Genomic DNA, 18,417 nt, shown 5'->3' on the forward strand with positions numbered 1-18,417 from the left:
TGGGCGCGACCAGCCCCCACCGGCCCGCGCCCCGTGACGCACCCTCACCACCCCTCCGGAACCGAACCGATTCCCCCGGCGTATTCATGGGCAGGGGTTCCGCTGCGATCCGATCAAGATCCAGTGAAGGCCGGTGCCGAATGTCAGTCCGGGCGGCGATACTGGTCGGCGACCGGATGGCCATGGGGGAGGTCAAGTGACAGACTCGCCGACGAAGAGCGCGGCACCGCCAGGAGCAGGCACCGCCCTGCCCGCGCAGCGGACCGGCGCCCCCACGCCCGAGGCGGCGCCCCCGCGCCGCCGTTCCGCGTTCGCGGAGGGCGTCGAGCAGGTGCGCACCGCCGCCACCACCGAGCCCGGCCGGCTCCGGATCATCGGCGCCGTCCTGGCCGTGCTGATCGTCGCCTTCGGTGCCGTCACCGCCTGGCAGATGACCGACCGCGCGGCCGCCGCCGACGACGTGCTGCACCGCAGCCAGCCGCTCAGTTCGGGCGCGGCCGACATCTACCGCTCGCTGGCGGACGCCAACACCACGGCCTCCAGCGGCTTCCTGGCGGGCGGCCAGGAGACGGCCGCCTCCCGCACGCGGTACGAGAAGGACGTCCAGACCGCCGCCGCCAAGCTGGTCACCGCCGCCGCCAACTCCGAGCCCGGCTCGCCCGCCGAGGCGGCCGTGGCGAAGCTGAACAAGCTGCTGCCGGAGTACGAGGGGCTGGTGGAGCGGGCCCGCGTGTACAACCGGCAGGGCTACCCGGTCGGCGGCGCTTATCTGCGGTACGCGAACGAGAAGATGCAGCAGGAGATGCTCCCGGCCGCGGAGGACCTCTACACGAAGGAGAACGCGCGCCTCGCCTCCGACTACTCGGACGCGACGCCGTACCCGTGGGCGGCGATCGCCCTCGGTCTCCTCGCGCTCGCCGCGCTCGCCTGGGCCCAGCTGCGCCACTACCGCCGGACGAACCGCCTGCTGAACCACGGCCTGGTCGCGGCCTCGGCGGCCACCGTCATCACGCTGCTGTGGCTGGTCGTCGGCCACACCCTCGCCCGGTCCGGCCTGGACGGCTCCTACGACCACGGCGTCCGCTCGCTGAACGTGCTGCACGACGCCCGGATCGCCTCCCTGAAGGCCCGCGGGAACGAGAACCTGAGCCTGGTGGCGCGCGGCGCCGAGACGGTCACGGTCGGCGGGCAGACGTACGACGCGTACTACTACGACTTCGACAAGGACATGACGGCGCTCGGCAAGGGCCTCACCGAGGCCGCCGCGCTCTCGGACGGCACGGCCGGCAAGAAGCCTGTCGTGGCGGCCGAGGGGAACATGAAGGTGTGGAAGGAGCGGCACGCCGACGCCCGCACCGAGGACGAGAACGGCGACTACCAGGCGGCGCTGGACAAGGTGATAGGCACGAAGGACGCCACCGCCGAGTGCTTCGACAGCGTCGACACCAATCTGAAGAACGCGCTGGCGTTCGAGGAGACCGAGTTCAAGGAGCAGGCCACCGACGGGCGGGACGCGATGTCCGGACTGCCGATCGGTGCCGCCATGCTGGGGGTCGCGGCAGCGGCCGGCGCACTGTTCGGCATCGGGCGCAGGCTTTCGGAGTACCGGTGAGAGGGGGCGTGGCGATGTTCGTGCGGCGGCTGAGGGCCTCCCTGCGCGGCTGGGGCGGAGTGGGTGCGATGGCGGTCGGCTGCGCCCTGGCGCTGGCGTTCGTCCTGCTGCTGCCGCTCACCCAGTCCCGTGGTGAGGGCGGTCAGGGCGAGGGGATCGGCGGGCCGGGGCTGGCGACCGGCAGCCCCGCCAAGGCCGACGACTGCACCGACTCCCAGGCGCAGAACGAGACCTGGTCGCCGTCGGGCGCGGACGGGTCCACCATCGACGCCATCAAGGCCCGTACCGGCGCCAAGCGGAAGCTGATCGTCGGCGTCGACCAGAACAGCTACCGCTGGGGCTACCGCAACCCGAACAACTCGGACGCGGAGCTGGAGGGTTTCGACATCGACCTGGTGCACCGGATCGCCCAGGACATCCTCGGCGACCCGAACGCGGTGCAGTTCAAGGCGATTCCGACGAGCCAGCGGATACCGGCGATCCAGGACGGCCGCGTCGACATGGTGGTGCGCACGATGACCATCAACTGCGACCGGCTGAAGGACGTCGCGTTCTCCGCGCCGTACTTCAAGACCGGGCAGCAGGTCCTCGCCCCCAAGTCCTCGTCGATCACGGGCTACAACGGCACGCTGGCGCACAAGAAGATCTGCACGGCGGCCGGTTCGACGGCGTACACCAAGCTGGACGCCGACAAGAAGTCCGGGAAGCTGGTCGCCTCGGCGGACATCTCCACCACGGTCCCCAACCAACTCGACTGCCTGGTAAGGCTGCAGCTCGGCGAGGTCGACGCGGTGGTCACCGACGGCGCGCTGGCCGCCAGCCAGGCCGCCCAGGACCCGACGGTCGAGCTCAAGGGCGCCGCGTTCACCACCGAGTACTACGGCGTGGCGATGAAGAAGGACGCGACCGATCTGGTACGCCGGGTCAACCAGATCCTGGTGGAGTACCGGGCCGACGGCTGGCAGGCGTCGTACGACAGGTGGCTGTCGGCGACACTGGGAACGGACTCGGCGGCGTCGAAACCGCCCGCGCCGCAGTACCTGCGCAGCAGCTGACCCGCATCCGCGCGGCCCAGCCCCGACGAGCAAGCGAGAGGTGATCGATGGGCGTCACGGACCCCGCCGGGCCGGTGATGGACCGGGACGAGGTGGACCGTGCGCTGGCGCGGCTCGGCGCGGAGCACGAGGCGATCGAGACCTCGCTGCTCGCCCTGCAGGACCACGCGGGCCGCAGGCTCCTGGAAGGCGCCGAGCTGACCGGGACCACCCGGGAGCGGTGGACGACCGCCGACGCCTCGATCACCCTGCTGTGGGCCTACTTCGACGCCTACACGGACGCGTTGCGCTCCGCCCGGGAGATCAGGGCCAGGCGCCGCTGGTCCAGCCGTGAGGACCTGGTGGAGCTGACCGAGCTGCTGCGCGGCGAGTCCGTGACGGTGGCGGGCAGCGCGACCGCGACGGCGAACGCGCCGACCCTGCTGTCGGCGGCCGGCCGGCTCAGCGAGCGGTTCTCGCTGGCGGCCCTGGTCGACCGGATGAACGAGCTGTACGCGACCTCGCTGGACATGGTCGTCACCGCCGACGCGGTGTGGTCGGCGCTGCCCGCGCGGATCGATTTACTCGCCGCGGAGCTGCAGCGCACCCGCAAGCTCGCGCACTCCGTCGGGGTGCGCCCCGGCGAGCACCCGGCGGGCGACGACCTGGAGCGGATCACCCGGACCCTGACGAGACTCCGGGAGGACGTCGTCTCGGACCCGCTGACGTTCTGGGTGCCGGCGCAGGGGAGTTCGGCCCCCGGCGGCGGCCGTCCGGACACCACGGTGTACGACCGGGAGGCCCGGGCGCTGGAGGAGGTGCGGCGCGAGATCGACGCCGTGCTGACGGTACGGCAGGACGCCGAGGCCCGGCTGATCAAGCTGCGGGACGTGCTGTCCCGCGCGGACCGCACGCTCGCCGAGGCGCGCACCGCGCGCGGTGAGGTGCTGGCGAAGATCGCGGCGACCGAGGTGCCGGTGGTCAGCGGCCCGCCGACCGTGCTGCAGGAGCAGCTGGCGGCGGCCGCCGAGTACCGCAGACAGGCCCAGTGGCACCGCCTGTCACCGCTGCTCGAGTCGCTGGAGCAGAAGGCGGAGGACGAACTGCTGCGCGCCCGCGAGTCGTTGACGGCGGTCACCGCGCCGCTCGCGGTCCGCGCGGAGCTGCGCGGCCGGCTGGACGCGTACAAGGCGAAGGTGGCCCGGCACGGGCTGGCGGAGGACCCGTTCCTGATCGAGCGGTACGACGCGGCCCGGCGGATGCTGTGGAGCGCGCCCTGCGATCTCAGGGTCGCGGAGGAAGCGGTGCTGCGCTACCAGCGGGCGACGGCCGAGGCGCTGGGGGCGCCGCGGGTGCCGCAGCAGAGCGGGCCCGAGGACCGGAGGGGAGAGTAGGCGTGAGTCAGGCGGGAGAGGCCTGCCAGCGGCCGGGCTGCGAGGGGTCGTACGAGGACGTGGGCGGCGGTGAGCTGTACTGCGACACCTGCGGTCTGGCGCCGGTCGTCTCGGCGAACGGGATGGTCGAGTCGCCGCACACCGGGATCACGGCCGGTGGCAAGGGCTCGACGGAAAGCGGCAGTTCGCGCTCCGGCAGCCGCGGCAGCTCGCGTACGTCGTCGCAGTCGTCGAAGTCGCGGCGCTCGGTCTCCGGGCGGCTGTCGCGGTCCCTGTCGGGCAGTTCGACGGGCCGTTCGGTGTCGGTGCGCAGCTCCGGTTCGTCGTCGAGCACGTCCGCGCGCAGCCGGCTGGGCGCCGGCCTGGTCGCGGTGCCGCAGGTGCCGAAGCCGGACCCGCGCGAGATGGTCCTGGAGAACCCCGAGGTGCCGGAGCGGAAGCGGTTCTGCTCGCGGTCGGACTGCGGGGCGCCGGTGGGCCGGGCCCGCGGGGAGCGGCCGGGGCGGACCGAGGGGTTCTGCACCAAGTGCGGCAACCCGTACTCGTTCGTGCCCAAGCTCAAGGGCGGCGACGTGGTGCACGGCCAGTACGAGGTCGCGGGCTGTCTCGCGCACGGCGGCCTGGGCTGGATCTACCTCGCCGTGGACCGGGCCGTCGCCGACCGCTGGGTGGTCCTCAAGGGCCTCCTGGACACCGGCGACCAGGACGCGATGGCCGCCGCGATCTCCGAGCGGCGGTTCCTCGCGGAGATCGAGCACGCCAACATCGTGCGGATCTACAACTTCGTCGAGCACCTCGACCAGCGCACCGGCTCCCTCGACGGCTACATCGTCATGGAGTACGTCGGCGGCAAGTCCCTCAAGGAGATCGCCAACGACCGCCGTACCCCGGAGGGCCGCCGGGACCCGCTGCCGGTGGAGCAGGCCTGCGCGTACGGCATCGAGGCCCTCGAAGCCCTCGGCCACCTGCACAGCCGCAACCTCCTGTACTGCGACTTCAAGGTCGACAACGCCATCCAGACCGAGGACCAGCTCAAGCTGATCGACATGGGCGCGGTGCGCAGGATGGACGACGAGGAGTCGGCCATCTACGGCACGGTCGGCTACCAGGCGCCCGAGGTCGCCGAGGTCGGCCCGTCGGTCGCCTCCGACCTGTACACGGTCGGCCGTACCCTCGCCGTCCTCACCTTCGACTTCCAGGGCTACACGACCGTCTTCGTGGACTCGCTGCCCGACCCGGACAACATCGAGGTCTTCCGGCAGTACGAGTCGTTCTACCGGCTGCTGGTCCGGGCCACCGACCCCGACCCGGCGCGCCGGTTCGCCTCCGCGCAGGAGATGGCCGAGCAGCTGACCGGTGTGCTGCGCGAGGTCGTGTCGGTGCAGACCGGCACCGCGCGGCCCGCGCTGTCGACGCTGTTCGGGCCCGAGGTGAAGGTGACGGACACCGAGCTGTTCCCGAAGCTGGACGGGGACGTGTCCCGGCTGGGCGCGCGGGCGGTGGCCTCCAGAACGCTCGCGCTGGACCCGTCGGGAGCGGCCCCGGACCCGGCCGACCCGGCCCTGGTCAGGCCGATCGCCACGCCGGCCGCCGCGCTCGCCCTGCCGGTCCCGCTCGTCGACCAGAACGACCCGAACGCCGGTTTCCTGGCGGGCCTGATGATGACCTCGGCGCCGGGCGAGCTGCTCGGGGCGCTGGCCGCCGCGCCGGCCCAGACGGTGGAGACCCGGCTGCGCCAGATCCGCGCCCGGCTGGAGAGCGGCGACCACGAGGCCGCCCTGACCGCGCTGGGCGAGCTGGAGGAGGAGCAGCCGGACGACTGGCGGGTGGTCTGGTACCGGGGCGTGACCGCCCTGGTCACCGGGGACTTCGAGGGCGCGGCGCTGTCCTTCGACGCGATCTACGACGCCTTCCCCGGCGAGAGCGCGCCGAAGCTGGCGCTCGGCCTGTGCGCGGAGGTGCTCGGCCAGCTGGACAACGCGGCCGAGTACTACCGGCTGGTGTGGGCGACCGACCCGGGCTTCGTCAGCTCCGCGTTCGGGCTGGCCCGGGTGCGGCTGGCGGCCGGGGACCGGCGGGGTGCCGTACGGACCCTGGAGTCGGTGCCGGAGGCCTCCATCCACTACACGGCGGCCCGGGTGGCGGCCGTACGGGCGCGGCTGCGGCACCGGACCGCGGCGGCCGACGACACCCCGTTCCTGGACGACCTGACGGCCGCCTCCGGACAGATCGAGGCGCTGGACGCGTACGGTCTGGACCCGGCCAGGCGCGAGCAGTTGTCGGCGGAAGTCCTCGGCTGCGCGCTGGACTGGATACTCTCCGGGGGCCAGGACTCCCAGCCCGCCGCCGGCGGCCGGGTGCTGCTCGGCAGCGGTCTGGACGAGCGGGGCCTCCGCTTCGGCCTGGAACGCTCGTACCGCACGCTGGCCAGACTGGCGGCCGGCGGTGAGGAGAGGATCGACCTGGTGGAACGGGCCAACCGTTACCGCCCCCGGACGTGGGTGTAGTTGATGTCGCAGATGCCCCAACAGGCCGCACCGGCGAAGTGCCCGAGCTGCGCGGAACCGCTCGAATCGGGTGACCTGTTCTGCGGTGCGTGCGGGTACGACCTGTCGGCCGTGCCCGCCGCGCCGCAGGACCACCCGACCCTCACCATGGGCGCCGCCGGTGTGGGATCCTCGGGCGTGGACTGGCCCCCGCCCGAGCCGGAGAGCTCCGGAAAGCCCGCGGCACCGCATCTGCCGACCGACCTGCCCGGCACCGACTCGGGCGGCACGCAGCTGCCCGAGTCGCCGCACGGTTCGCCGGCATCCCCGCCCCCGCACGGCTCCCCGCCGCCGCACGGTTCGCCGGCGTCCCCGCCGCCGCACGGTTCGCCGGTGTCGCCGGCCTCCGGGGTGCGGTTCGACCGGCCGCCGGAGCCCGACGAGTACCCGCTGCAGGCGCCGGACCCCCGGGTGGCCGCCTCTGCCGCCGACACCGCCGAGCTGCCGAAGGTGTGCGTGGCCTGCCGGGCGGGCCGGGTCGACGACGACGGCTACTGCGAGAACTGCGGGCACGCCCAGCCCCGCGAGCGCGACCACATGGAGCAGGAGGCGGGCCCGGTGGCCGCCGTCAGCGACCGTGGGCTGCGCCACCACCGCAACGAGGACGCGTTCGCCGTCGGCCACACCGCGCTGCCCGACGGCACCCCGGCCTCGCTGGCGGTCGTCTGCGACGGCGTCTCCTCGGCGACCCGTCCCGACGAGGCCTCCATGGCCGCCTCCCGGGCCGCGGTCGAGGCGCTGCAGGCCGCGCTGGAGCAGGGCACCCATCCGCAGCAGGCGCTGCACGACGCGATCGTCGCCGCCTCCCAGGCCGTCAACGCCCTGGCGGAGGAGCCCCCGTCGGCCCGTGAGCACACCCCGCACCAGAACGCCCCGGCGTGCACGATCGTCGCCTCGGTCGTGGCCTCGGGCCTGCTGGTGGTCGGCTGGGTGGGCGACAGCCGCGTCTACTGGGTGCCGGTGGACCGCGCCGCCCCGGCGGCCCGGCTCACCGAGGACGACTCCTGGGCCGCGCAGATGGTCGCCGCGGGCCTGATGAGCGAGGCGGAGGCGTACGCCGACGAGCGCGCCCACGCGATCACCGGCTGGCTCGGCGCGGACGCCTACGAGGTGGAGCCGCACACCGCGTCCTTCAAGCCGGACCGGTCCGGTGTCGTGGTGGTGTGCACGGACGGCCTGTGGAACTACGCGGAGACGGCCGAGGAGATGTCCGAGATCGTCCCCTCGGACGCGGCCGTGCGGCCGTTGCACGCGGCCCGGGTCCTGGTCGGCCACGCCCTGGACGGCGGGGGCCACGACAACGTAACAGTGGCGCTGCTGCCGTTCCCGGCACCGCCGCAGGGGGCAGGATCCGCCTGAGGCCGTCGCAAAACGGCCGCAAACGGGATCGAGACGTACGGGGCAGTACCCGCGGACCGGAGGGGACCGGTCCGCACACCGTCAGCACCCACCACGCGTGGGGTGGAGGGGGACCAGAGCAGTCATGGCCAATTTCTCGAAGTCGAACGTGCCGCAGTTCTCGGTGGACGTGTACCAGAACGAGTACCTGCCGGAGGGCGGCCGCGAGGTCAACGCGATCGTCACGGTGACGGCGACCGGCGGCGGCACCGTCGGGACCGCGGTCGGGGCGTCGTACGCACCCGGGCAGGGGCCCTCCGCCGGGGTGGCGATCATGGTCGACTGCTCGGGCTCGATGGACTACCCGCCCACCAAGATGCGCAACGCCCGGGACGCCACCGCGGCCGCGATCGACACCCTGCGCGACGGCACCCACTTCGCGGTGATCGGCGGCACGCACGTCGCCAAGGAGGTCTACCCGGGCGGCGGCCGGCTCGCGGTGGCCGACCGCACCTCGCGCGAGCAGGCCAAGCAGGCGCTGCGCAGGCTCAGCGCGGGCGGCGGCACGGCGATCGGCACCTGGCTGCGGCTCGCCGACCGTCTCCTGTCCTCCGCGGACATCACCATCCGGCACGGCATCCTCCTCACCGACGGCCGCAACGAGCACGAGGCGCCGGAGGACCTCAGGGCCGCCCTGGACTCGTGCGCCGGGCGGTTCACCTGTGACGCCCGTGGTGTCGGCACCGACTGGGAAGTGAAAGAAGTCACAGGCATCGCCTCCGCGCTGCTCGGCACCGCCGACATCGTCGCCGACCCCACGGGCCTGGCCGCCGACTTCACGCAGATGATGGAGACGGCGATGGGCAAGGAGGTCGCGGACGTCGCGCTGCGGCTGTGGACCCCGGTCGGCACGACCATCAAGTTCGTCAAGCAAGTGGCGCCCACGGTCGAGGCGTTGACCGACCGCCGCACCGAAGCCGGGCCGCGGGCCGGGGACTACCCCACCGGCTCCTGGGGCGACGAGTCCCGTGACTACCACGTCTGCGTGGAGGTCCCCACGGCCGGGCTCGGCCGGGAAATGCTCGCCGCACGGGTGTCGTTGGTCGTCCCGCAGCCTGGGGGCACCTCCCGCTCGAGCGCAGCCGAGAGTGGGGGAGGCAGCGTCCAGAACCTGGGTGCGCAGGGCCTGATCAGGGCGGTGTGGACGGACGACATGGTCGCCTCGACCTCCATCAACCCCCAAGTCGCCCACTACACCGGCCAGGCCGAACTGGCACAGGCCATCCAGCATGGCCTGGATCTACGCAAAGCGGGCGATATGGACGGGGCAACGGCCAAACTGGGTCGGGCCGTTCAGTTGGCAAGCGCTTCCGGGAACGCGGATACTGCGAAACTGCTTGCGAAGGTGGTGGACGTGGTCGACGCCACGACAGGTACTGTGCGACTGAAGGCGAAGGTCGAGGAGGCCGACGAGATGACTCTCGAGACAAGGTCCACAAAGACTGTTCGTGTAAAGAAGTGACCTGACAGTCCACCCGCAGGACCACCCAGACAGGCTCAGGACGAACCTGACAGAGAGGGAAGCCCGCCATGCCGACCTGCCCGAACGGACACCAGTCGGGTTCCGACGACTGGTGCGAGGTGTGCGGTCACCGCATGGCCGGTGCCGTACCTCCGCCGCCCCCGCCGACCGCCGGCGGCTACGGCTTCCCGCCGCCCGCGCCCGGCGCCCCCGCCGGTGGCCCGATGGGCGGCGGCCGTCATCTGTCCGCGGTGCCGAACGCGCACGAGCCGGAGCTCTGCCCGCAGTGCCGTACGCCCCGTGAGGGCGGTGCGCCGTTCTGCGAGGAGTGCCGCTGGAACTTCCTGACCAACACGGCCACCTCGTACACCCCGGCCGCCCCGCGCCCCCCGGCCGGCGGTCCCGGTCCGGCCGCGCCCACCTTCCGGCCGCCGGCCCCGCCGACGTTCGGCGGCGGCGACTCGTACGAGTACCAGGGCTCGCGCCCCTCGCAGGTGAACCGTCCGGCCGAGCCGATCCCGTCCTTCGGCAGCGAGCCCTCGGGCCCGACGCCGTTCGCGGGCGAGCGCGGCGGCCAGTCCGCCTTCGGCGCCGACCGCGGCCCCTCGGCACCGCCGCCCGGCCCGTCGGGCCCGCCCGGCCAGCCGGGGTTCGGCGGCGACCGCGGACAGCCCGGCCCTCCGGCGTTCGGCGGCGACCGCGGACAGTCCGGCCCGCCCGCTTTCGGCGGCCCCGACCGCGGCCAGTCCGGTCCTCCGGCGTTCGGCGGCGACCGTGGCCAGCCGGGCCCGCCCGCCTTCGGCGGCCCCGACCGCGGCCAGTCCTCTCCCCCGCCCTTCGGCGGCGAGCGCGGCCCCTCCTCTCCGCCCCCGCCGTACGGCGGCGCCCCGGGCCAGAACCCCGGCGGCCCGTCCGCGTTCGGTGCCCCGCCCGGCGCCGGCCAGCCCTCGGGCCCCTACACCCGCGACCCCTCCGGTGGCCCCGCCGCCGGGCCCTTCGGCGGCGCGGACCCGTCCCGCCCGCCGGTTGCGCCGCCCGGCGGCCCCGGTGCGACCACCGGCGGCGCTCCCGGCGCCTACCAGCAGTCGGCCCCGCCCGCTCCGCCCGGCTTCCCGCAGGAGACCAGGCCGCCGGCCGGCGGCCCGTCCTTCGGCGGCGGTGATGACGACTGGGTGATCTCCCCGCCCGGGCCGACCGGTGGTCCGGCGGGCCCCGGCGCGCCCGCCCGCCCCGGCGGCTACGGCTACCCGCAGCCCGGCGCCACCCAGGCCCCGCCCGGCCCCGCCTTCCCGCAGGCCCCGCAGGGCCCGGCGACCTGGATCGCGACGATCGGCCCGGACCGCGAGTACTTCATGGCGATGATGCAGCGCTCGGGCCCCGAGGCGGCCGGCCTCAACCTGCCCGCGTACTCCCCGGAGCAGCAGCGCACGCTCACCGGCAACCAGGTCACCATCGGCCGCCGCCGGCACTCCACCGGCGACACCCCCGACATCGACCTGTCGGTGCCGCCGGAGGACCCGGGCGTCTCGCACCAGCACGCGGTCCTGGTCCAGCAGCCCGACGGCAGCTGGGCGGTCGTCGACCAGAACTCGACGAACGGCACCACGGTCAACGGCGGCGAGGAGCCCATCCAGCCGTTCGTCCCGGTGCCGCTGCAGGACGGGGACCGGGTGCACGTGGGCGCCTGGACGACGATCACCGTCCGACGGGGCTGAGCTGCAGTGCCCCGAAAGGGGCGCTGGGGGTACCCCCGGCCGAAGGCTGGGGGAGGAACTGCGCGACCAGCCCCCACCGGCCCGCAGCCGAAGAACCGTGCTCAGACCGGGAGCGGCCAGACGAACGGCCCCTCCCGGTCGTCCAGCCACAACCACTCCCCGTCTTTCCCGACGCTCACCCCATACCGCTCCCGCCCGGGCATCCCCTCCCCCGCCCACACCTCGTACGCCTCCCGCGGACTGAGCACCCCCTGGGTCAGCTCGGCCAGGAACTGGAACAGTTCATCCCCCAGGGCTCCTGGCGGCACCCCGCCCAGATCCCCCACCCCCGCCCGCGGCATCCCGCGCAACGGCACGAAGAACGCCGCCGACGGCAGGAACCTCCCCTCGGCGCACCCGCCCCGCACGGTCAGCGCCAGCAACCCCGTGGCCACCGGCGTGAGAATCCGCGCCCCCTCCCCGCACTGGTCGACCCACGCCCGCGGCACGCTCGGCAGCGAACACGTCGCGATGATCCGGTCGTACGGCGCCCGTTCCGGCACCCCCCGCGCCCCGTCCCCCGTGACCACGGCCGGCCGGTACCCCGCCGCGGCCAGGTGCCGCCGCGCGGACTCGCTGATCTCCGGCTCCACGTCGACGGTGGTGACCAGGTCGTCGTCGCCCAGCCGATGCGCCAGCAGTGCCGCGTTGTACCCGGTGCCGGCGCCGATCTCCAGCACCCGGTCGCCGTCGGCCACCCGCAGGGCGACCAGCATCCGCGCCATCAGCGAGGGCTGGCTGCTGGAGGAGAGCAGCTCGCCGTCGCGCAGCCGGGTGGCCAGCGGTACGTCCTCGTAGGCGCCGCGCACCCACCGTTCCCGGGCCGCCGGATCCGGGCTCTCGCCCCACCGGCGCTCATAGCCGTGCGCCCCGGCGACGTAGTAGTAGGGCACGAACAGGTGCCGGGGCACCTCCGCGAACGCCTCCCGCCACACCGGCTCCGCCGCCCAGACCCCCTCGGCGTCGATCTCCCGCACCAGCGCGGCCCGGGCCACGGCGGCGAGCCCCTCGATCCCGCTGTCGTAGCCGCCCATGTCTCCACCCTAGGCGCGTGTCCCCGCCCGGCCCGGGGTCCTAGGCCTTGAGTCCTGGGTCACCCTGTCTGAGACCATGTACGGGTGAGAGAGATTCGGCGCGGCACGCTTCAGGAGAAGACCTTCTACGAGCAGGTCGGCGGGGAGGAGACCTTCCGCCGACTGGTCCACCGTTTCTACGAGGGCGTCGCCGAGGACCCGATCCTCAAGCCGATGTACCCGGAGGAGGACCTGGGACCGGCCGAGGAACGGCTCACCCTGTTCCTGATGCAGTACTGGGGCGGCCCCACGACGTACAGCGACAACCGCGGCCACCCGCGGCTGCGGATGCGGCACGCGCCGTTCACCGTGGACCGGGCGGCGCACGACGCCTGGCTGCGGCACATGCGGGTGGCCGTGGACGAGCTCGGTCTCTCCGAGGAGCACCGGGAACAGCTCTGGAACTACCTCACCTACGCGGCCGCCTCGATGGTCAACACCCCCGACTGACCGCCGCCCGTCCTCGGCGTGTCGGCGTGCGGCGGCTCAGCGGGCGTGGCGCGCTCTGACTCCGCCGGGTTCGAAGTCGAAGACGGTCTCGTTGATCCGCAGGCCGTCGACGGCCCCGATCCACATGAAGTCGCGGCCCTTGCTCACGCCGGCGGTGTAGATGACGGGCTCCGCGCCGCCGTCGTTGAGGGCCGTCATCAGCTGCGGGAAGGTGCACTGGGTGGCCAGTGTGCAGCCGGTCGCGGTTCCCGCGTTGCCCGTGAGCCACCATCCGCCGGTCGTGGTGGCGTCCAGGTAGCCACTCCATTGGTTCGTCACCGGCGAGTCGGGCGGATTCCACACCATCGAGGAGTAGGTGGCGCCGGAGCTGCTGAGGTTCGGATTGATCTCGAACCTGATGTTCGGCATGTTCACGATGCCGTGGCCGTAGCCGACGTTCTCACCGGTCTGGAAGACGTGGAAGCCGACCTGATGCAGTCGCAGGACCGGGGCGCCGTAGAAGTCGACCTCGTTGCCGAAGTGGACGGTCTCACTGGGTGTGCTGAGTGAGGTGGAGTGATCCGCCACCTCGATCCCGAGGCTGCCGTGGCCGTAGGGCGGATGGGCCAGTTCGGGCCGTACGGCGACCGGGACGAAGGGACCGTCCCGCAGGGCGGCGACGGGCGAGCCGATCGTGTTGCGGGTGATGACGCCCCAGTGGGCCGACCGTCCGTAGTTCCCTCCGGCCGGGACGGCGGAGGCCGCTCCCGGGACGGCCGAGGCGGCGACGATCGCGACCAGCGCCGCGACGGTGACGCCGAGCGCCGATCTCCGTTTCGTTCCGAAGCGAGTTCTCACACTGACACCTTTCGTGGTCGGAACACGCCACGTTAGATACTCTCCGTGACGACATCACCACGACGCACCAGTGATATGTGCTGATTAGTCCCCCTGGTGGAACAACTCCACCGACGGCTCTCAGCGGACGCTGACGTCCAGTGCCCCGAGTCCCGCCCGCCGTACGGCGATCGACCCGAACGGCGTCCGCAGCCGCAGCCACGCGCCCGCCGAGAGCAGCACGGCCTCGGCCTCGTCGTCCGGCCGCAGGAAGCCCAGGGACTGCGCCGCGTGCACGGCCCGGACCGGCAGCCGGGTGTCGCCGACCGTACGGGACCAGATGTCCCGCCCGATCCGGTCGAGTTCGGCCCTGGTACGACCCTCCGGGGCCAACTCCTCGGTACGGGACCGGAATTCACCGACCGCGGCGGCGACCGTGGCCCGCAGCGCCTGCGGCGCCGGCAGCCCCGGCTCGGCCCGCCAGCCGCCCCGCGGCGGCAGCACCCCGGCCCAGGGCGGCCCGGTCACCGCCCCCGGCACGGCGGCCGTGGCGGCCTGTTCGTCGACCGACTCCAGCAGCTCCCCCGCCGACACGGTCACGTCGAGGGTGACGTCCAGGCCGTCCTCGTACGGCTTGGCGAGCCGCACCGCGCGGATCGCCAGCACCTCGAAGGACGGCGGCCGCCCGAAGACGGCGAGTGCGGTGCCGGCGGCCTGCAGCCGCACCGCGGCCGAACGGTCGTAGCGGAGCAGCCGGGAGAGGAAGGCCGCGAGATCCGCGGCCTCCCCGTCGTCAGCGAGGTGGAGCACCGTCATGCGGCGACGGCCTCCTCCTTGTCGTCGTCACGGTACCCCTCCAGGAAGTCCCGTTCCTCGGCGGTGATCCGGCGCGGCCGGCCCGCCTCGAAGTCGAACGGCACGACCACCGTCGAGGCCCGTACGTAGACCAGGTCGTCGTCCTTCACCTCATAGGTGATGGTGAAGGACGCGGCCCTGATCTCGGTGATCCACAGCTCGATGTCGACCGGGTGGTGCCGGTGCACGAGCTGCCGCTTGTAGTCGATCTCGTGGCGCGCCACCACCGACCCCTGCTTGAACTCCTTGTCCGGGCGGAACAGGAAGTCGATCCGGGCTTCCTCCAGGTAGCGGATGAAGACCGCGTTGTTGACATGGCCGTACGCGTCCATGTCGGACCAGCGCAGGGGGCAGCGGTAGAGATGACGCAAGTTCGATCAGCCCCGGGTCAGCTTCTTGTAGGTGGCACGGTGCGGACGCGCGGCGTCCGGCCCGAGCCGCTCGATCTTGTTCTTCTCGTACGACTCGAAGTTGCCCTCGAACCAGAACCACTTGGACTCGCCCTCGTAGGCGAGGATGTGGGTCGCCACCCGGTCGAGGAACCACCGGTCGTGGGAGACGACCACGGCGCAGCCCGGGAACTCGAGAAGCGCGTTCTCGAGGGAGGACAGGGTCTCCACGTCCAGGTCGTTGGTCGGCTCGTCGAGGAGCAGCAGGTTGCCGCCCTGCTTGAGGGTGAGCGCGAGGTTGAGGCGGTTGCGCTCACCGCCGGAGAGGACACCGGTCGGCTTCTGCTGGTCCGGGCCCTTGAACCCGAACGCGGACACGTACGCCCGGCTCGGCATCTCCACCTGGCCGACGTTGATGTAGTCGAGCCCGTCGGACACGACCTCCCACAGCGTCTTCTTGGGGTCGAGGTTGGAGCGGCCCTGGTCGACGTAGGAGATCTTGACGGTCTCGCCGACCTTGATGTCGCCGGAGTCCGGCGTCTCCAGGCCCTGGATCATCTTGAAGAGCGTGGTCTTGCCGGCGCCGTTCGGGCCGATGACGCCGACGATGCCGTTCCGCGGCAGCGTGAACGACAGTCCGTCGACGAGGACCTTCTCGCCGAAGGCCTTGTTCAGCTTGTCGACCTCGACGACGATGCTGCCGAGCCGCGGGCCCGGCGGGATCTGGATCTCCTCGAAGTCCAGCTTCCGCATCTTGTCGGCCTCGGCGGCCATCTCCTCGTACCGCGCGAGACGGGCCTTGGACTTGGCCTGGCGCCCCTTGGCGTTCGACCGCACCCACTCCAGCTCTTCCTTGAGCCGCTTCTGCCGCTTGGCGTCCTTCTGACCCTCGACCTTGAGACGGGTGGCCTTGGTCTCCAGGTACGTGGAGTAGTTGCCCTCGTACGGGTAGGCACGCCCGCGGTCGAGCTCCAGAATCCACTCGGCGACGTTGTCGAGGAAGTACCGGTCGTGGGTGATGGCGACCACGGTGCCGGCGTACTTGGCGAGGTGCTGCTCCAGCCAGTTCACCGACTCGGCGTCGAGGTGGTTGGTGGGCTCGTCGAGGAGCAGCAGGTCGGGGGCCTCCAGCAGCAGCTTGCAGAGCGCCACACGCCGCTTCTCACCACCGGAGAGGGTGGTGACGGGCCAGTCGCCGGGCGGGCACCCGAGCGCGTCCATGGCCTGCTCCAGCTGGGCGTCGAGGTCCCACGCGTTGGCGTGGTCGAGGTCCTCCTGCAGCTTGCCCATCTCGTCGAGCAGCGCGTCGGAGTAGTCGGTGGCCATCAGCTCGGCGATCTCGTTGAACCGGTCGAGCTTGCCCTTGACCTCGGCGACACCCTCCTGGACGTTCTCCAGGACGGTCTTGTCCTCGGTGAGCGTGGGCTCCTGCATGAGGATGCCGACGCTGTAACCGGGCGAGATGAAGGCGTCACCGTTGGAGGGCTGCTCCAGCCCCGCCATGATCTTCAGCACGGTCGACTTACCGGCACCGTTCGGACCGACGACGCCGATCTTGGCCCCCGGCAGGAAGTTCAGGGTGACGTCATCGAGAATCACCTTGTCGCCGTGCGCCTTGCGCGTCTTGCGCATGGTGTAAATGAACTCAGCCAAGAGAAACCGTCCGGCAGCTTGAAATCTGGCAGTGGGCAGATACACCCCATCTTGCCTGACGTCCAGCCTTGGGTGTTAACCCGTTCGGTGCGGGGGCTGTGACCTGGGGTTTCGGTGATGGTTGCGGCGGCCTGCCGGTCGCCGTCGAGCGGCTTCGGGGAGCGTCGTACGGCCCAGGGGCCGCCCAGGAGTCGGCCCACACCCACCGCACGTCATCGGCGGCCCCTGACCGTACAAGAGGGTCGGGGCCTTCGTCTTGCGTGCTGCCTGCCGGACGCGCAGGTTCCTCCCGGCACAGCACTACGGACGGCCCGCGAGCGGCCGTCCGTACCACCGCTATCCGCTAGGCAGCCTTGGAGCGCGCCGCGCGCGTGCCCGAGGTGGGCTCCTGTGCGTCCTCGGACCAGGGAGTCTCTTCTTCTCCGAAGTCCGGGGCCTGGAAGGGGTTTGTCCTCGGAGGCGGCGACACCGCAGTGGAGCTGCGGGGTTGCTCTTCCAGGGCGGAGAACAGCGACGTCGAGTCGATGGGAGGTCTGCCTTTCGTTACAGGTCCCTGAGGGGGCCTGGCGTGCCGCGACCGGGCACACGGGGGACCTACAGTTTGGTCATTTTGGCGTACGGGCTCAAGATCCGCATTTGTGCCGAGCCGAAATCCACGAGCGCCGCGGCGTCCTCGATGCCGACTACCCGGCCGAGGCCGTGCACGTCATGTGTGACCTGGTCGCCGATGGCGAAGTGCTCGGGAGCCCGTGTGACCGGGGCCTTGAAGGGGCTGGTGGGCAGGTGACGCTTGGGTACCGCGGATTTTGTCATAGGTCAGTATGCGCCTGCCTGTGTCCCGCTCGCTGTGGCCGTCGGCACAGATTGGGAGGGGGACAACCACATCACGCCACTGACCTGGTGTTTCCGGGCCGGTAAGGCCCCGACATCTGGCACGGTTGTGGCACGGGCCTCAGCCGACGACCCTCCGGCAGGAGCGCGCCGATCGATCAGGTGCGCGTTTCAGGGGCAGGATCGCCCCACTGCACTGTTGTTGATGCCGGTTGCCGATGTCGGGCTGGATGCCCGGTCTCCCCGTCGAGGACATGAACCGGCTCCTCGACACCGCAGGGGTCCCTGCCCGGCTCGGGCGTCCCACACGTACGTCGCGCCGGGGAAGCGGCTGTCCAGGGAACGCTTCGGTGCCGGTCCTGCGTCGTCCCTCTCCAGGGGCACGGCGGCGTGTCACCGAAGAGGGGAGACCGGGTGCTTGCGGACGGGTTCGCCAAGTGGACACGGCGGTTCGAGGACGAGCGTGAGCGCAGGCGTGCGCAGGGGGATCCGGAGTGGGGGCGGGGTGCGGCGCTGCATCCGGCGATATGGGGCAGTGTCCAGCGCTTCCAGGTCGGCGAGGACGGTGACGGTGCCAACCTCGTCGGCAAGGCGGACCAGGCCGGCGACGCCGACTACGGCCGGGCGGTCCGGCTCTTCGTCGCCGAGGAGCAGAACCACGCGCGGCTGCTGGCCCGGCTGCTCGCCGCGGGGGGCATGCCGACGTTGGCCGGGCACTGGAGCGACACGGTCTTCGTACGGCTGCGGCGTCTCATGGGCCTGCGCATGGAGCTGCTGGTGCTGATGATCGCGGAGGTCGTGGCGCTGCGTTACTACCGGGCCCTGCGGGACGGCACCGGCGACGCGCTCACCTCGGAGGTGGCGCGACGCATCCTGTCCGACGAGGAGCGCCACGTCCCGTTCCACTGCGAGCGCCTGCACGCCTCACTGGCGGAGCTGCCCCGTGCGGTGCGCCGCCCGGTGATGGCCCTGTGGCGGCTCCTGCTGCTCGCGGTCTGCCTCGTCGTCGCCGCCGACCACGGACCGGCGCTGCGCCGGCTCGGCGTCGGGCACCTGCGATTCGTCGGCGATGTCATGAGCTCGTCCCGCTCGGTGGTCTCCGCGGTGCTGGCTCCCCGACCGGACGCGTGGACGAGCACGGGCTGACGAG

The 18,417-nt window shown here is 72.2% G+C and carries 15 protein-coding genes; 9 read left to right on the forward strand and 6 right to left on the reverse strand.

Annotation, left to right across the window (positions count from 1 at the left end; translation table 11 throughout):
* The first annotated feature begins 196 nt into the window (after positions 1-196).
* From ACFWPQ_RS37105 to ACFWPQ_RS37135, 7 genes are all read left to right on the forward strand, one after another.
* The gene (locus ACFWPQ_RS37105) at positions 197-1,612 is read left to right on the forward strand and encodes a hypothetical protein (protein ID WP_384044926.1); all 1,416 of its coding nucleotides are present in this window, start codon (positions 197-199) and stop codon (positions 1,610-1,612) included.
* A gap of 14 nt (positions 1,613-1,626) precedes the next feature.
* The gene (locus tag ACFWPQ_RS37110; protein ID WP_361294595.1) at positions 1,627-2,667 is read left to right on the forward strand and encodes a glutamate ABC transporter substrate-binding protein; all 1,041 of its coding nucleotides are present in this window, start codon (positions 1,627-1,629) and stop codon (positions 2,665-2,667) included.
* A gap of 47 nt (positions 2,668-2,714) precedes the next feature.
* Complete coding sequence (locus ACFWPQ_RS37115) at positions 2,715-4,040, forward strand: hypothetical protein (RefSeq protein ID WP_384044929.1); 1,326 nt, start codon at positions 2,715-2,717, stop codon at positions 4,038-4,040.
* A gap of 2 nt (positions 4,041-4,042) precedes the next feature.
* Positions 4,043-6,547, forward strand: a complete 2,505-nt coding sequence (locus tag ACFWPQ_RS37120; RefSeq protein WP_384044932.1) for a tetratricopeptide repeat protein — start codon at positions 4,043-4,045, stop codon at positions 6,545-6,547.
* Between the two features lie 3 nt (positions 6,548-6,550).
* Positions 6,551-7,945 carry a protein phosphatase 2C domain-containing protein gene (locus ACFWPQ_RS37125; RefSeq protein WP_384044935.1) on the forward strand — a complete coding sequence of 465 codons (1,395 nt, stop codon included), beginning with the start codon at positions 6,551-6,553 and terminating at the stop codon, positions 7,943-7,945.
* Between the two features lie 124 nt (positions 7,946-8,069).
* Positions 8,070-9,446 (forward strand): VWA domain-containing protein, encoded by a 1,377-nt coding sequence (locus tag ACFWPQ_RS37130; RefSeq protein ID WP_384044938.1) that lies wholly within the window; start codon positions 8,070-8,072, stop codon positions 9,444-9,446.
* Between the two features lie 68 nt (positions 9,447-9,514).
* Positions 9,515-11,161, forward strand: coding sequence for an FHA domain-containing protein (locus ACFWPQ_RS37135; protein WP_384044941.1), 1,647 nt, complete (start codon positions 9,515-9,517; stop codon positions 11,159-11,161).
* Positions 11,162-11,262: 101 nt separating this feature from the next.
* Here ACFWPQ_RS37135 and ACFWPQ_RS37140 read toward each other — a convergent pair whose 3' ends face one another.
* Entirely contained in the window at positions 11,263-12,234 is a 972-nt protein-coding gene (locus tag ACFWPQ_RS37140) for a methyltransferase domain-containing protein (protein WP_384044944.1), read from the reverse strand.
* Positions 12,235-12,318: 84 nt separating this feature from the next.
* On the opposite strand from ACFWPQ_RS37140, the gene ACFWPQ_RS37145 reads away from it, so the two are divergent.
* Positions 12,319-12,723, forward strand: coding sequence for a globin (locus tag ACFWPQ_RS37145; RefSeq protein ID WP_384044947.1), 405 nt, complete (start codon positions 12,319-12,321; stop codon positions 12,721-12,723).
* Between the two features lie 36 nt (positions 12,724-12,759).
* Here the strand turns inward: ACFWPQ_RS37145 and ACFWPQ_RS37150 are convergent, their stop codons facing one another.
* From ACFWPQ_RS37150 to ACFWPQ_RS37170, 5 genes are all read right to left on the reverse strand, one after another.
* Complete coding sequence (locus ACFWPQ_RS37150; RefSeq protein WP_384044949.1) at positions 12,760-13,560, reverse strand: hypothetical protein; 801 nt, start codon at positions 13,558-13,560, stop codon at positions 12,760-12,762.
* Between the two features lie 120 nt (positions 13,561-13,680).
* Positions 13,681-14,355 (reverse strand): hypothetical protein, encoded by a 675-nt coding sequence (locus tag ACFWPQ_RS37155; RefSeq protein WP_384044952.1) that lies wholly within the window; start codon positions 14,353-14,355, stop codon positions 13,681-13,683.
* Positions 14,352-14,765 carry an acyl-CoA thioesterase gene (locus ACFWPQ_RS37160; RefSeq protein WP_384044955.1) on the reverse strand — a complete coding sequence of 138 codons (414 nt, stop codon included), beginning with the start codon at positions 14,763-14,765 and terminating at the stop codon, positions 14,352-14,354. Before ACFWPQ_RS37160 ends, ACFWPQ_RS37155 begins: the two co-directional genes overlap by 4 nt.
* 6 nt (positions 14,766-14,771) lie before the next feature.
* Positions 14,772-16,436 carry an energy-dependent translational throttle protein EttA gene (gene ettA, locus ACFWPQ_RS37165; RefSeq protein WP_351500862.1) on the reverse strand — a complete coding sequence of 555 codons (1,665 nt, stop codon included), beginning with the start codon at positions 16,434-16,436 and terminating at the stop codon, positions 14,772-14,774.
* A 594-nt stretch (positions 16,437-17,030) separates the two neighbouring features.
* Entirely contained in the window at positions 17,031-17,249 is a 219-nt protein-coding gene (locus ACFWPQ_RS37170) for a CarD family transcriptional regulator (RefSeq protein ID WP_384044958.1), read from the reverse strand.
* Between the two features lie 432 nt (positions 17,250-17,681).
* On the opposite strand from ACFWPQ_RS37170, the gene ACFWPQ_RS37175 reads away from it, so the two are divergent.
* Positions 17,682-18,413, forward strand: coding sequence for a ferritin-like domain-containing protein (locus ACFWPQ_RS37175; RefSeq protein ID WP_384044961.1), 732 nt, complete (start codon positions 17,682-17,684; stop codon positions 18,411-18,413).
* Positions 18,414-18,417 lie beyond the last annotated feature (4 nt).

This window comes from Streptomyces sp. NPDC058464, from assembly GCF_042721035.1.
Classification (GTDB): Bacteria; Actinomycetota; Actinomycetes; order Streptomycetales; family Streptomycetaceae; genus Streptomyces.

What these genes read in the sequence shown, in the direction of transcription:
- ACFWPQ_RS37110 (WP_361294595.1), top strand. Translation starts at nt 1,627, where the DNA reads ATGTTCGTGCGGCGGCTGAGGGCCTCCCTGCGCGGCTGGGGCGGAGTG.
- ACFWPQ_RS37115 (WP_384044929.1), top strand. Translation starts at nt 2,715, where the DNA reads ATGGGCGTCACGGACCCCGCCGGGCCGGTGATGGACCGGGACGAGGTG.
- ACFWPQ_RS37125 (WP_384044935.1), top strand. Translation starts at nt 6,551, where the DNA reads ATGTCGCAGATGCCCCAACAGGCCGCACCGGCGAAGTGCCCGAGCTGC.
- ACFWPQ_RS37130 (WP_384044938.1), top strand. Translation starts at nt 8,070, where the DNA reads ATGGCCAATTTCTCGAAGTCGAACGTGCCGCAGTTCTCGGTGGACGTG.
- ACFWPQ_RS37135 (WP_384044941.1), top strand. Translation starts at nt 9,515, where the DNA reads ATGCCGACCTGCCCGAACGGACACCAGTCGGGTTCCGACGACTGGTGC.
- ACFWPQ_RS37140 (WP_384044944.1), bottom strand. Translation starts at nt 12,234, where the DNA reads ATGGGCGGCTACGACAGCGGGATCGAGGGGCTCGCCGCCGTGGCCCGG.
- ACFWPQ_RS37155 (WP_384044952.1), bottom strand. Translation starts at nt 14,355, where the DNA reads ATGACGGTGCTCCACCTCGCTGACGACGGGGAGGCCGCGGATCTCGCG.
- ACFWPQ_RS37170 (WP_384044958.1), bottom strand. Translation starts at nt 17,249, where the DNA reads ATGACAAAATCCGCGGTACCCAAGCGTCACCTGCCCACCAGCCCCTTC.